Genomic DNA, 13,475 nt, shown 5'->3' on the forward strand with positions numbered 1-13,475 from the left:
GCCGGTTCAAATCCGCAAAGGTGTGGGCCGGATTTGCGGGTGATTCCGCCCTTCCGGCCCCCTTTTCCCCATGCTAGGGTCCGCCCCATCAAAACTGAAATGACGCCTGCGGCGTCAAGGACTTAAGGGGAAAGCATGAAGAATCTCTTCGATATCAAAGGCAAGGTCGCGGTCGTCACGGGCGGCTCGCGCGGGATCGGCGAAATGATCGCCACGGGCTTCGTGGAAAACGGCGCCAAGGTCTATATCACCGCGCGCAAGGCCGACGCTTGTAACGCCACCGCCGAGCGCCTGTCGGAAAAAGGCACCTGCATCTCGCTGCCTTATGATCTCGGCACCATGGAAGGGGTGGAAGGCTTCGCCAAGGAAATCGCCGCGCGCGAGGAGAAGCTGGACATCCTCGTCAACAATGCCGGCGCCGCCTGGGGTGAGCCGCTCGACCAATATCCGGAAAAAGGTTGGGACAAGGTCTTCGACATCAACCTTAAAGGCCCCTTCTTCCTCATCCAGAAATTGCTGCCGCTCTTGCGCAAGGCTGCGACCTATGAAAACCCGGCCCGTGTCATCAACACCGCCTCGGTCAACGGCATTGTGCCGCCGGTCCTGGAAACCTATGCCTATTCTTCTTCGAAAGCCGGCATGATCATGCTGACCCGGCACCTCGCCGGCCGTCTGGCGCGCGAAAACATTCTCGTCAATGCCATCGCGCCCGGCCCCTTCCCCTCCAACATGATGGCGGCAACGCTGGCGGAAATGGGCGAGGAAATCAAAAAATCGAACCCGCGCGGGCGCATCGGCGAGCCGGAAGATATTGCAGGCGTTGCAATCTTCCTTGCCTCCCGCGCTTCCGCCTACACAACAGGCGCCTGCATCCCCTGCGATGGCGGTTCGGCGGAAGTCTGAGCCTTCAAGGCCTTTACCAAAAGAGAAAGCCCCGGCAGCACTGCCGGGGCTTTTTTCATTTGCAGAAGGCCAGTACCTAATTCATTCCGCCGCCTTGGCGGACAGCGCACGTTTGGCGTGACCCGCAATAAGCTCGACGAAACGCGGGCAAAGCGCTTCGGGCAGATCGTGCCCCATGCCGTCGATGAGCTCCAGCGCGGCGCCTGGAATATGCTTGGCGGTGTCGATGCCGCCTTCCACCCGCACGAGATTGTCGTCCCGCCCATGAATGACAAGCGCGGGCACGCGCACATTTTTCAGCCGCTCCACCCGGCTGCCATCGGCCAGAATGGCGGCATATTGGCGGGCATAACCTTCCGGATAATACATCCGGTCATAGGCCTCGCCGATCAGCACTTCATATTCCGCATCGCTTTTGCGGTAGGCCGGGCTTTCATACGCCCGCCGCCCTTTGATGGAAGTGGCGATGACGTCGGCCCGCGCCGAGCTTGCCGCTTTCTCATTCAGCGCCTTTTGCGCTTCTTCCGTTGCCGGCGGCAAGGCGGGATTGCCGGTCGAGGACATGATGGAGGTCATGGAATAAAGCCGCTCGCCATGTTCGATGGCCATAAGCTGCACGATCATGCCGCCCATGGAAACGCCGGCCACATGCGCTTTCTCGATGCCCAGCGCATCGAGCACGCCGATCCCGTCCGCTGCCATGTCCGAAAGCGTGTAAGGCAGCGCCGGCATCGGCCCCTCGCCGCGCCCGGCTTTAAAAGCCTCCTTGATATCGGGCTGGCCGCCTGCCTCGAATTTCTGCGAAAGGCCGACATCGCGGTTGTCATAACGGATGACGCGGAACCCTTCCGCCACCAGCCCGTCGAGAAGCGGGCGCGGCCAGTTGATGAGCTGGGACGTGTACCCGTTGACGAGAAGTAGGGCGGGCCCGTCCTTCGGGCCCATCTCTTCCACCTCGATGGCAATGCCGTTGGCTGTGATCTGCATCTGCCTTACTCCGCTGCCTGCGCCTGGCCTGCCCGGCGGGCGGCTTTCTCGATCGCATCGGCAAATGTGCCGACCAGCGAGAGCGGGAAATCGTGGCCCATGCCTTTGACCGTCACAAGCTCGGCGCCCTTGATGGACGCTGCCGTGTCCTTGCCGCCTTCGAGCGGAACGAGCGGATCATCTTCCCCGTGCAGAACGACGGTCGGCGCCGTAACGCCGGCGAGCCGCGCGCGCCTGTCGCCATTTGAAAGAATCGCCGCCATCTGCCGCACCATGCCGTCCGGATAGAAAGAGCGGTGAAAGTCCCGCAGGATCCATTCGCGCAATTGCTCATCGGAGGTCGGAAAGGCCGGGCTGCCGATCGTCTTCCAGGTATGCATGCCCCGCTGCACCACCGCTTCAAGATCGCTCGGGTCCGCGGCAGGCGCCGTGAGCGCGGCCATGGCTTCGGGCTTTGCCTGCGGCAGTTCCGGATTGCCCGTCGTCGACATGATGGAGGTAAGGCTGAGCGTGCGCTCGGGGTAAAGCGCGGCAACGAGCTGCGCGATCATGCCGCCCATGGAAGCGCCCACGATATGCGCCTTCTTAATGCCAAGCGCATCGAGCACGCCCACGGCATCCGCCGCCATATCATCGAGCGCATAAGGCGCATCCGGCGTTGCCCCGCTCATCAGCGCGGTGATGAGTGCCGTCATGTCCGGCACGCCCTTATCGTCGAACTTATGGGAAAGGCCGACATCGCGGTTGTCGAACCGCACAACATGATAGCCGCGCGCCACCAGCTCCTCACAAAGCTCCGCCGGCCAGAGTGTCATTTGCGCGCCGACCCCCATGATGAGCAGCACGCAGTCGCGCTCCTCCGGCCCGAAGCGCTCCACCTCGATATCGATCCCGTTCGCCTTGACCTGCGCCATCTCTTTCTCCCTGTTTTGCTAGTGCGGCCCTTATCCCGGGCCGGCATCAATTTTTCTTATGGAAGCTTAGCAGGGCTTGTGCCCATGCGCCAAAACAGGGAATCTGAACCTCAATAAACCGCAAAAACCGGCTGGGAGGCCCTCAAATGACGCTCGAATTCGACCTTTTCTGGTCATTCCGCTCCCCCTATTCCTATCTGGCGACCCCCCGCCTTGCCGCCCTTCAAGAAGAATACGACGTCAAAATCAATGTCCGCCCGGTCTATCCCATTGCCGTGCGCATCAAGGGCTTTTTCAAGCAGGTGAACCCGCTCTGGCCGCCCTATCTCCTGAAAGACACGGTGCGCATCGCCGAGATGGAGGGCCTGCCTTACGCCTGGCCGAGCCCGGACCCCATCGTCATGGACATCAAGTCGGGCGAAGTGCCCGAGGAACAGCCCTATATTTCCCGCCTCACGCGCCTTGGCGTGGCGGCGGCGGAAAAAGGCAAGGGCATGCCTTTCCTTTATGAGGTGAGCCGGATCATTTTCGGCGGCGTCAAAGGCTGGAACGAGGGCACGCACCTCCAGGAAGCTGCCGCCCGCGCCGGGCTCGATCTTGCCGAGCTCGATGCCTTGATCGAAAAAGACCCGGATCACTACGAAAAAACCATTGCCGAGAATGAAGCCGCCCAGAAAGCGGGTGGCCACTGGGGCGTCCCGCTCATGGTCTTCGAGGGCGAGCCTTTTTTCGGCCAGGACCGCATCTCCCACCTCATCTGGCGCATGGAACAAAAAGGCCTAAAGAAGCGCAGCTGAACGCAGCACCCTTGAAAGGAGGCGGGGGGAGCGGCATTCTCCCGCCTTCGATACGCATCAGACAGAGGGATAGATGAAACGCGATTTGGAGGCCATGAGCAGAACCGCCTACGACCTGGTGATCGTGGGCGGGGGAATATCGGGCGCCTCCATCGCCTGGGACGCAGCGCTCCGGGGGCTGAAAGTCGCCCTTCTGGAAAAGGAAGACTTCGCCCACGGCACGACTTCCGGCTCCTCCAAACTCATTCACGGGGGCCTGCGCTATTTGCAGAACGGCGAGCTTGCGCTGGTGCGTGAGAGCCTGCGCGAGCGGCGCATCTGGGAAATGATCGCCCCGCATATGGTCTTCCCCCTGCCCTTCCTGCTTCCGACTTACGGCCAGGGCATGAGCGGCAAGCTCATCATGTCGGTGGGTCTCACCTTCTACGATCTCCTCTCTTATGACCGCAACCGGCTGGACGATCCGGACAAAAAACTGCCGGGCTATAAAACCGTCTCGCGCGAAGAAGCACTGGAGATCATGCCGAGCCTTAAGAAAGAAGGGTTGACCGGCGGCAAGATTTATTACGACTGCCAGATGTTCGCACCCGAACGGCTCTGCCTTGAATTCATTCTAGGGGCAGCCGAACAGGGCGCCGATGCAGCAAACTATGCCGAAGTGACGGGCTTTCTGGAAAGGCCGGGCGGCAATGGCAAGCGCATCGAGGGCGTGCGCGTCAAAGACCGGGAAAACGGCAAGGAACATGAAATCCGCGGCGCGCTCACCGTCAATGCAAGCGGGCCCTGGGCCGACAAGCTGATGGGACTTGCCGAGGAAAATCCGCCCCGCCAGCTCATCCGCTCCAAAGGCATTCACCTCATCACGCGCCAGCTTTCCGGCGAAACGGCGCTGGCGGTCAAATCCGAAATCGGCGGGCACTTCTTCGTCATTCCCTGGCGCGGCCACACGATCATCGGCACGACGGATACGGTCTTTTCTCATGAGCCCGATGCAATGGGCGTGACGGAAGAAGACATCGAAAAATTCCTCCTCGTCGTGAATGACGGCTTGCCGGGCCTCGGTCTCACGCGCGGAGACGTGCAGCATTTTTATGTAGGCCTGCGCCCGCTCATCGACGAGACGCCGGAAGAAGGCACGAAGGATTCTTATAATGCGAGCCGCGAGGCGGAAGTCTTCGACCATGGCGAAAAGCACGGCATTGACGGGCTCCTCTCGGCGCTGGGCGGCAAATGGACGACCTCGCGCAATCTCGCCGAAGAAGTCGTCGACAAGGCGGCGAAAAAACTGGGGCGCAAATTGAAGCCTTGCGCCACAGAAAGCACCCCCCTTTATGGCGGCGCCATCAAGCGCTTCCGCCCCTTCCTCGATGAAGCAAAGCAGCGCCATCAGCGCTATGCGCCGGATATCATCGACAATCTTGGCCATTTTCACGGCGCGCGCATGGACGACATTCTAGAGATTGCGGGAACCGAGCCGAAGCTTGAGGAGAGGCTGGACGATCAAAGCCCCGATATCGGCGCGCAAATCGTCAACGCCGTGCGCAATGAAATGGCGCTTCATCTCGATGACGCGCTGATGCGCCGCTCCGGCATCGGCACGCTGGGCCGCCCCAGCCCGCAATTGATCGGCAAGGCCGCGGGTCTCATGGCCGAAGAACTTGGCTGGGACGGCGCCCGGCGCGAGCAGGAAATCGCCCGCCTTTCCCGTTATTTCAGCACGAAACCGAGCGGCACCGCATGACGCGCAAAATCGCAGCTATCGTCAATCCTTATTCGGGCGGCGGCAAAACGGGCCGGGCCTGGCCGGCGATCGAAAAGAAGCTGACCCGCGCGCTGGGACCCCTTACCGCCTACATGACCGAAGGCGCGGCAACACCGCATCACCTGCCCGCCGCCGGCCCCACCGCCAAAGCGCTGAAAGACGGCGCGGATCTTGTCATCGCCGTGGGCGGGGACGGCACAATCAATGAAGTCGTGAACGGGTTTTTCGAAGGCGGCAAACCGATCAACCCCGAGGCCGCTTTCGCTTTTCTGAACACCGGCACGGGCGGGGATTTCCGCAAGACATTCGGCTATGACGGCACGCTTGATGAGGCCATCGAGAAGCTGGGACAGGCCGAAGCCTCCCCCATCGATATCGGCAGGCTGACCTTCATTGCCGAAGATGGGCGCGAGACGGCGCGCTATTTCGACAATATCGCAAGCTTCGGTCTTTCCGGCGCCGTCGACCGTGCGGTCAACAAAGCCGGAATATCGAAACTCCTGGGCGGCAAGTTCGCCTTTTTCTGGGGCACGCTGAAAACCGTTCTGACTTACCGCCCGCAAGCGGTGCGCGTGACGACGGATAGCGGTTTTGATGAAGTGCGCAATATCAGCACACTTGCCGTTGCCAATGGCCGTTTTTTCGGCGGCGGCATGATGATGGCCCCCCATGCAAAACCCGATGACGGGCTCTTCGACATCGTCATGATGTGCGATACGACTTTCAAAGACATGTTTTCTTCTTCCGGCTCGCTATACGAGGGCACGCATCTTGCCAATCCGAAAGTGACGAGCCTTCAGGCCAAAGTGCTCGAAGCCCGCCCGGCGGACGCAAATGAGATCGTTCTACTCGACATTGACGGGGAGGCGCCGGGGCGCCTGCCCGCACGTTTTGAAATAATGCCTGCTGCCTTAAAACTTTTCCGCTAGACCTGCCACCAGACCCGCCAAAGGACACGCTCATGACCATCGACCGCCAATCATTGCGCTGGAACGGCTGGGGAAAGGCCGATCAGGAAAACCCGCTGCCCGAAGGCGCGGCGCAATGGGAGTTCATCCGCACGGCGCTCGGCATGCGCGCCCTTCCCTCCACCCCCGCCAAACGCTTTACCGATGTAGTACTGCCGAAAAGCCGTCTCAATGCCGATGCCATTTCAAGGCTGAAGGAAATCGTCGGCAACAACCAGGTGCGTGACGATGATTATGAACGCGCCTTTCACGCGCGCGGCAAGAGCTATCACGATCTTCTTTATGTGCGCGCGGGCAAACTGGAAGTCGCGCCCGACGCGGTTGTCTATCCCCGCTCCATCGACGAGGTGGAGCTCGTTATGAAATATTGCCTGAAAAACAATATCGCGCTCGTGCCCTATGGCGGCGGATCGAGTGTCGTGGGCGGTGTCAATGCGCAAAGCGGGGCGCTGGACCGCGCCGTCATCACGCTCGACATGACGCTGATGAACCGGGTTCTGAAGATCGACAAGAAGTCCATGACCGCCACGTTGCAGGCGGGCATTTACGGGCCGGAGCTTGAAAAAGCGCTGAACGAGCATGGCGTGACGCTGAGCCATTTCCCGCAAAGCTTCGAGTTCTCGACGCTGGGCGGCTGGATTGCTGCGCGCGGCGCCGGCCAGCAATCAAACCGCTACGGCAAAGCGGAAAAATGGCTGGTCTCGGCAGTGCTCGTCACACCGAAAGGTATCTGGAAAACCGAAAGCACGCCGGCCTCCGCCGCAGGCCCCAATCTCAACCAGCTTGTCGCAGGCTCAGAAGGCACGCTCGGCATCATTTGCGAGGCGACGGTCAAAATTCACGAAGTCCCGGAAGAAAAAGACTACCGCGGCTATCTCTTCAAAGATTTTGCGAGCGGCGTGAAAGCGGTGCGCGCCATCAATCATGCCGATATCCCCGTCGCCATGGTGCGTCTGTCGGATGCGCCGGAAACCTATTTCTTTCAAGCGGCAAGCGGCGGCTCGGGCAGCGGCCTTAAAGCCAAATTGCAATCGCTCTATCTGAAAGCCAAAGGTCTGACCGCGCCCTGCCTCATGCTGGTGGGTCTTGAGGGAGACAAGGAAAGCGTTGCTTATGCGCGCACGCGTACCGCCGCCATTGCCGAGCGCTATGGCGCCACGGCCATCGGCACCGGCGCGGGCAAGAAATGGTATCAGGGCCGCTTCCACTCGCCCCATATGCGCGATCCGATGATGGATCACGGGCTCGGCATCGATACGCTCGAAACCTCCACAACTTGGGCGAACATGCTCACGCTGCATGAAAAGGTGACGAAAGCCATCGACGAGGCGATCAGCGCCAATACACCGGAGCCCGGCGAGCGCGGCATCGTCATGGCTCATGTCAGCCATTCCTATCCCGATGGCGCGAGCCTTTATTTCACCTTCCTAATCCCGCGCAAACTCGACGACGAGGTCGGCCAGTGGCTGGCGATCAAACGGGCGGCAAGCGATGCCATTCTGGCTGGCGGCGGCACCATTTCGCACCATCACGGTGTCGGCACCGACCATGCGCCCTGGCTTGCCGAGGAAAAGGGGCCGCAGGGCTACCGCCTTCTCAAAACGCTGAAGGCCGAATGCGACCCGGACGGTATCCTCAACCCCGGCAAGCTGCTCACCTAAACAGCCGCTTAGCCATCCGCATCAAGGATCTTTCGCAGCTCCGCCTTGGCGATTTTTTCCAGCGTCGAACGGGGCAGCTCATCCACGATATAGAGTTCGCGCGGCTGCTTGAAATCGGCAAGGCCTTTCTTACAGGCGGCCATGACATCGTTTTTGAGAGAGCCAGGGGCTGCCGCCTCACCGCCCGGTACCAGCAGGAAGGCGACGGGCACTTCGTCCAGCATCGGGTCGGATTTCGCCACTACCGCGCATTCGGCAATGCCGGGTACACTCATGATGACGCGCTCGATCTCGGACGCGGCGACGTTTTCCCCGCCGACCTTCAGCATGTCCTTGTCCCGGTCGGCAAAGGAAATATAACCGTCCTCGCGCAGCGTCACGCGGTCGCCGGTAATGAAGAAACCTTCATCGTCGAAACTTGCCGCCGTCGCTTCCGGATTGTTGAGATATTCCAGAAAGAGCGAGACGCCCCTAATGCCGCGAATGAGGAGATGCCCCGTCTCGCCGGGCGCAACCGGCGTTCCGTCATCGCGGGTGATGGCGATCTCATAGGCGGGCGAGGGCTTGCCGATCACCATGGAAGGCGCGTCGAAATGCGGGTCCGACACGATGCCATGGGTGATCGTCTCGGTCATGCCCCACCAGCCCATGGTCTTGACGCCGAAATGATCGTCGGTGGGCGGGGCCGCAACGCCGTTCCCCCAAAGCCGGTAGGAATGATTGGCCGGCACTTTCTGCTCCACCAGCGCTTTCAGGCAGAACGGCACCATGGAGGTCCAGGTGCAGCGATGTTTCAGCGAGACCGGCCAGAAACGGGAGGCGGAAAACCGCGGCTGCACGACGACGCTCGCCCCCACCCACAGCGCGGCCAGCACCGAATAGGACTGCGCATTCGTATGGAAAAGCGGCAGATAGGTCAGATGCACGTCTTCGGGGCGCAAATCCTCATGCATGGCGCAGACCTTGCCGCCCCACAGCGCATTGGCATGGGTCCAGACCACCCCTTTCGGGCGCGAGGTGGTGCCGGAGGTATATTGAATGCCGACAGGGGCCATGGGATCGGGCATGCGCAGCGGCGCCTCCGCCGCCTCGCCGTATAGCGCCTCGAAGCTTTCCTCCCGCGCAGGCGCGGTACCGGCTTCCGGCGGAGTGCCATTATCGCTTTCCGTCACCGCAAGCCATTTCAGATCCGGGCAAGCCTCTTTGACGAGCGCGGCAAAACGCGGCTGCGTGATGGCGCCCACCGCTTCCGCATGAGAGGCAAAATAAGTCAGATCATCGGCAACCGAGCGCGCATTGGTCGTTACCGCCACAGCGCCCAGATGCGCGCAGGCATACCAGGCAAGGAGGCTCTCCGGGCAATTGTCGAGATGGATGAGCACCCGTTCGCCCGCTTTCACGCCGCGCTTTTTAAGGCCCGCCGCGATCTGCCGTGTAGCATCGGCAAATTCGGCATAAGTCCAGACCCGCCCTTCGCCCTCGAAAGGCTCCCAGATCAAAAACGGATGGGCGGCGCGGTCCCGCGCATGAGCATCGAGAAGATGCGGCACATCGAAATGGGCAAAAGGATGCACGCCCGGCGTACGCAAGACACTCATATTTTCTCCCCAGATAGTGGCTTCAACGCAAAGGCAGGATTGCGCGGGATCAGGCCAGCGCTTTTTCCATCGCCTTCGCCGCTTCCTTGATGGCCGTTTTGGCCGTATCGAGCACGGCCTGCATATTGAAGAAGCCGTGCACCATGCCTTCGTAATTGACATGGGTAACCTCGACGCCCGCTTCGCGCAGCGCATCGGCATAGGCTTTGCCTTCATCGCGCAGCACATCATAGCCCGCCGTCACCACATAGGCAGGCGGCAGGTTTTTCAGGGTTTTGGCGCGCAACGGCGAGAGATAAGGCTGCTCCCTATCAAGCCCTTCGGGCGCATATTGATCGAAGAACCAGGCCATGGTGCGCGCTTCGAGCAAATGCCCCTCGCCGAAGGCGCGGTAGGACCCGGTATCCATACGCGCATCGGTGACGGGATAGATTAAAAGCTGAAAGCCGATCTGCGGCCCTTTTTCGTTGCGCGCTTTGAGCGCCAGAACGGCGGCGAGATTGCCGCCCGCGGAATCGCCTCCCACGGCAATGCGGTTGGCGTCCCCGCCGATCTCGCTTGCATGTTTTTCCGCCCATTCAAGCGCAGCATAGCAATCCTCGACCGCCGCGGGGAAAGGGGCTTCGGGCGCCAGGCGGTAATCGACGGAAACGACGATGCAATGGGCTTCGTTGGCAAGCGCCCGGCAAAGCTTGTCATGGGTGGCAATATTGCCGATCACCCAGCCCCCGCCATGGAAATAAACCAGAATGGGAAGGGCGCCGCCCGTGGCGATCGGCGTATAGACGCGCACGGGAATATCCGAGGCCGGCCCCTTGATTACCTGATCGGAGGTAGCGCCGATGGGAATATCCACCGTGTCGAAGACCTGCGCCATGGCCTCATAGGCCTGGCGGGCCTCTTCCGGCGGCAAGTCATAAAGAGCCGGGCCTTCCGCCGCAGCCAATTGGTCAAGAATGGCCTTCGCCTGGGGATCCAGGGTCATTGCGCCTCCCAAAGCCGGTTGTTGTTATTGCTTTCTTTTTACCGGCGGAAGGAGCCTGGAGCCAGCCCGTATTGCGGCTGCGCGGTTTCAATTCTAGCGTGCCGCGCAGCGCAAACCTTAATGAATGGCGTGGCCGTCGCGGGTAATACGCCCTTCGAGCATATCCCGCACCGCCCGCCCGACCATCCGCCAAGCGTCCGCGCGACGCTCTTCACCCATCAAAAGCAGCTGCGCCATGGCGCTTTCGGCATAATCGAGCGCACGGCTTCCATGCTGGTTGAGCATAAAAGCGGCAAGACGGTTGAGATCTTCCTGATGCAGCATGAGTACCCCCATTTTGAGCATGCTTAACAGAAAGCAAAAGCGGGGCCACTCGCGGTCGCCGCCTAACTTATTGAAAAACAACACGACTTTTTATCTTTACGATGACAGATGCGGCAATTTCTGCCGCTGCCCGCCCGCTTTTTGCCGCGAAATGAAAGAAAAATGACCGACTTAAGTAAATGTTAGACGCTTCGCCCCACTCTTTGGCCCATCTGCCGAGCATGTCAGCACAGGGGAATTCGGCAGTTGAGGAGGAATGAGGCGATTATGAACTGGCTCTCCAACATTCAAATCAGCCGGAAAGTACCGGCGATAATCGTTCTGGCTGCCGCCGTCATGGGCATAGGTATCGGCCTGATGAGCTATATGCAGGCCTCGTCGGCCGTGCATGAACAGATCCAGACGAAATTCTTCGCGGTTCTGGAAGCGCGCAAGGCATCTTTCGAAGCCTATCTTGGTTCGGTGGAAGAGGATATGAATTCTCTGGCCGCCAACCCGCTGGTGATGGAAGCTTCTTACGAATTCAACCGTTCCTCGGAAGAATTCCGGAACGACGTGACCGCCGAGCTGCAACGCCTCTATATCGACGAAAACCCGGAAGCGAACCGCAAAGACCTCGTGACCATCGACGGCAATGAATATTACGGCGTCGTACACGAGCAGTATCACCCCTGGTTCCGCACCTTCCTCGACGAACGCGGCTATCACGATATTTTCCTTATCGATCCGAACGGTATCGTCGTTTACTCCGTCTCCAAGGAGAGCGACTTCGGCACGAACATTCTGAACGGCCCCTGGAAAGACACCGCACTGCGCCGCGTCTATGAAGCGGCCATGGCCGGGGAAAAAGGCGACATCGCCTATCAGGATTTCACCCATTACGCGCCCTCCGCCGACAGCGCCAACAGCTTCATTGCCTCGCCCGTCGTCGACCGCGCAGGCCGCAAGACGGGCGTTCTCGTCTTCCAGCTTCCCGTCGACAAGGTCAACCGGCAGATGAACATCGCGCTCGGCCTTGGCGAGACCGGCGAAACCTTGCTGGTCGGCCAGGACTTTAAGCTGCGCAACGATTCGCGCTTCTCCGACACGCCCACAACATTGCAAGCGGAACTTCCCGCCGATGCGGTCAAGACCGTGCTTGAAGAGGGCAAACCCGCCATGAGCACGGATGAAAATCTGCGCGGCATGACGGCGGAAACCTTTGCCGTTCCCTTCGTTTTCCAGGGCGTGCCTTACGCGATCGTGGCGCAGATCAGCACGGACGAGGCTTATGCCGATCTCGTTTCCATGCGCTGGATCATGCTGGGTACCGCGCTGGTGCTCGTCATTGCCGTGGCGGGCGCCGGGGTTTTCGCCTCGCGCGATATTACCGCCCCCATCTCTCAGCTCACCCATGGCATGAGCGAACTGGCCGAAGGCAATACGAATATCGACATGAGCGGCCTTAACCGCGGCGATGAAATCGGTGACATGTCGAAAGCCGTCGAAATCTTCCGCAACAACGCCATCGAACGCGCGCAGCTTGAAGAAGAAAACAAGCGCGAGGAAGCGGCAAAAGAAGAGCGGGCGAAGAACATCGACAAGCTGATCGCCAATTTCGAAACCTCGACCGCGCAAATGCTGGGCGCCGTCAGCGCCGCGGCAACGGAAATGGAGAACACGGCAAACGCCATGACCTCCACCGCCGATACGGCCAACGCCAAAGCCGGCGCCGTGGCGGCAGCGTCCGAAGAAGCCAGCGCCAATGTGCAGACCGTGGCGAGCGCCGCCGAGCAGCTTTCGGCCGCGATCGAGGAAATCCGCCGCCAGGTGCTGCAATCGAACTCCGTGGGCGAACGTGCGGCCAACACCGCCAATTCCGCCAACACGAAGATCGAAGGTCTTTCGGAAGCGGCCCGCCAGATCGGCGAAGTCGTCACGCTCATCCAGGATATTGCCGAGCAGACGAACCTGCTTGCCCTCAACGCCACCATCGAGGCGGCGCGGGCAGGCGAGGCGGGCAAAGGCTTTGCCGTCGTCGCCTCGGAAGTCAAAGAGCTGGCCAATCAGACGGCCAAGGCCACCGAGGAAATCAGCCAGCAGATCGGCTCCGTCCAATCCTCGACCAGCGAGGCGGTCGATGCGATCCGCGAAGTGACGGTCACGGTCAGCGAAATGCGCGAGATCGCCCAGACGATTGCCAGCTCCGTCGAGCAGCAGCAATCGGCAACGGTGGAGATTTCCCGCAACGTGCAGGAAGCTGCCCAATCGTCGGACGAAGTGGCGCAGAACATTGCCGAAGTGACCGTTGCGGCCAATGAATCCTCAGGGGCCGCCGGGCAGGTGCTTTCGGCCGCCGGCGAGCTTGCCAGCCAGTCCGACAAACTGAAAACTTCCGTAGACGAGTTCTTGCGCCAGGTGCGCAGCGCCTGAGGCAAGAGCGGTCAAGACAGATCGGAAAGGCCCGGCTCGACCGGGCCTTTTCATTTTTGGGCACAGCGGACGAGTTGTGGGCGAATTGTCACATACTCGTCATTTTAAGGGAATGTTTAGCCCGCCCGTTAATGATGGGCTGACCACAAGCAAGGCTCATAATC

Annotated in this window: 11 protein-coding genes; 6 read left to right on the top strand and 5 right to left on the bottom strand. The window is 60.5% G+C overall.

From position 1 onward, the window contains the following. The first annotated feature begins 135 nt into the window (after positions 1-135). Positions 136-903, top strand: a complete 768-nt coding sequence (locus tag M2A_RS09820) for an SDR family oxidoreductase (protein WP_045446513.1) — start codon at positions 136-138, stop codon at positions 901-903. A gap of 81 nt (positions 904-984) precedes the next feature. Here M2A_RS09820 and M2A_RS09825 read toward each other — a convergent pair whose 3' ends face one another. Both M2A_RS09825 and M2A_RS09830 read right to left on the bottom strand, forming a co-directional pair. Then, positions 985-1,890, bottom strand: coding sequence for an alpha/beta fold hydrolase (locus M2A_RS09825; protein ID WP_045446516.1), 906 nt, complete (start codon positions 1,888-1,890; stop codon positions 985-987). Between the two features lie 5 nt (positions 1,891-1,895). After that, complete coding sequence (locus tag M2A_RS09830) at positions 1,896-2,804, bottom strand: alpha/beta fold hydrolase (protein WP_045446518.1); 909 nt, start codon at positions 2,802-2,804, stop codon at positions 1,896-1,898. Positions 2,805-2,950: 146 nt separating this feature from the next. On the opposite strand from M2A_RS09830, the gene M2A_RS09835 reads away from it, so the two are divergent. The 4 genes from M2A_RS09835 (at position 2,951) to M2A_RS09850 (ending at position 7,992) form a co-directional block, all read left to right on the top strand. Then, entirely contained in the window at positions 2,951-3,601 is a 651-nt protein-coding gene (locus M2A_RS09835; protein WP_045446522.1) for a 2-hydroxychromene-2-carboxylate isomerase, read from the top strand. Positions 3,602-3,674: 73 nt separating this feature from the next. Continuing rightward, positions 3,675-5,342: a glycerol-3-phosphate dehydrogenase/oxidase gene (locus tag M2A_RS09840; RefSeq protein WP_045446525.1), complete on the top strand. Its 1,668-nt coding sequence runs from the start codon at positions 3,675-3,677 to the stop codon at positions 5,340-5,342. Continuing rightward, entirely contained in the window at positions 5,339-6,292 is a 954-nt protein-coding gene (locus tag M2A_RS09845; RefSeq protein ID WP_045446528.1) for a diacylglycerol/lipid kinase family protein, read from the top strand. The genes M2A_RS09840 and M2A_RS09845 overlap by 4 nt, the downstream gene beginning before the upstream one ends. Before the next feature lie 32 nt (positions 6,293-6,324). Then, positions 6,325-7,992 (top strand): FAD-binding oxidoreductase, encoded by a 1,668-nt coding sequence (locus tag M2A_RS09850; RefSeq protein ID WP_045446531.1) that lies wholly within the window; start codon positions 6,325-6,327, stop codon positions 7,990-7,992. Positions 7,993-8,000: 8 nt separating this feature from the next. Here M2A_RS09850 and M2A_RS09855 read toward each other — a convergent pair whose 3' ends face one another. The 3 genes from M2A_RS09855 to M2A_RS09865 form a co-directional block, all read right to left on the bottom strand. Continuing rightward, a complete protein-coding gene (locus M2A_RS09855) occupies positions 8,001-9,590 on the bottom strand; it encodes an AMP-binding protein (RefSeq protein ID WP_045446534.1) in 1,590 nt (529 codons plus the stop codon). A 49-nt stretch (positions 9,591-9,639) separates the two neighbouring features. Then, entirely contained in the window at positions 9,640-10,575 is a 936-nt protein-coding gene (gene lipP1 / locus M2A_RS09860) for a LipP1 family hormone-sensitive lipase (protein ID WP_045446537.1), read from the bottom strand. A gap of 117 nt (positions 10,576-10,692) precedes the next feature. Beyond that, positions 10,693-10,899, bottom strand: coding sequence for a hypothetical protein (locus M2A_RS09865; RefSeq protein ID WP_147446365.1), 207 nt, complete (start codon positions 10,897-10,899; stop codon positions 10,693-10,695). Between the two features lie 267 nt (positions 10,900-11,166). Between M2A_RS09865 and M2A_RS09870 the strand changes: the two genes are divergently transcribed. Further along, the gene (locus M2A_RS09870; protein ID WP_045446543.1) at positions 11,167-13,311 is read left to right on the top strand and encodes a methyl-accepting chemotaxis protein; all 2,145 of its coding nucleotides are present in this window, start codon (positions 11,167-11,169) and stop codon (positions 13,309-13,311) included. Positions 13,312-13,475: the final 164 nt, after the last annotated feature.

Origin of the sequence: Tepidicaulis marinus (genome assembly GCF_000739695.1) — a bacterium.
Lineage (GTDB): Bacteria > Pseudomonadota > Alphaproteobacteria > Parvibaculales > Parvibaculaceae > Tepidicaulis > Tepidicaulis marinus.

What these genes read in the sequence shown, in the direction of transcription:
- M2A_RS09865 (WP_147446365.1), bottom strand. Translation starts at nt 10,899, where the DNA reads ATGCTGCATCAGGAAGATCTCAACCGTCTTGCCGCTTTTATGCTCAAC.
- M2A_RS09835 (WP_045446522.1), top strand. Translation starts at nt 2,951, where the DNA reads ATGACGCTCGAATTCGACCTTTTCTGGTCATTCCGCTCCCCCTATTCC.
- lipP1 (WP_045446537.1), bottom strand. Translation starts at nt 10,575, where the DNA reads ATGACCCTGGATCCCCAGGCGAAGGCCATTCTTGACCAATTGGCTGCG.
- M2A_RS09820 (WP_045446513.1), top strand. Translation starts at nt 136, where the DNA reads ATGAAGAATCTCTTCGATATCAAAGGCAAGGTCGCGGTCGTCACGGGC.
- M2A_RS09840 (WP_045446525.1), top strand. Translation starts at nt 3,675, where the DNA reads ATGAAACGCGATTTGGAGGCCATGAGCAGAACCGCCTACGACCTGGTG.
- M2A_RS09845 (WP_045446528.1), top strand. Translation starts at nt 5,339, where the DNA reads ATGACGCGCAAAATCGCAGCTATCGTCAATCCTTATTCGGGCGGCGGC.
- M2A_RS09855 (WP_045446534.1), bottom strand. Translation starts at nt 9,590, where the DNA reads ATGAGTGTCTTGCGTACGCCGGGCGTGCATCCTTTTGCCCATTTCGAT.
- M2A_RS09870 (WP_045446543.1), top strand. Translation starts at nt 11,167, where the DNA reads ATGAACTGGCTCTCCAACATTCAAATCAGCCGGAAAGTACCGGCGATA.
- M2A_RS09850 (WP_045446531.1), top strand. Translation starts at nt 6,325, where the DNA reads ATGACCATCGACCGCCAATCATTGCGCTGGAACGGCTGGGGAAAGGCC.
- M2A_RS09825 (WP_045446516.1), bottom strand. Translation starts at nt 1,890, where the DNA reads ATGCAGATCACAGCCAACGGCATTGCCATCGAGGTGGAAGAGATGGGC.
- M2A_RS09830 (WP_045446518.1), bottom strand. Translation starts at nt 2,804, where the DNA reads ATGGCGCAGGTCAAGGCGAACGGGATCGATATCGAGGTGGAGCGCTTC.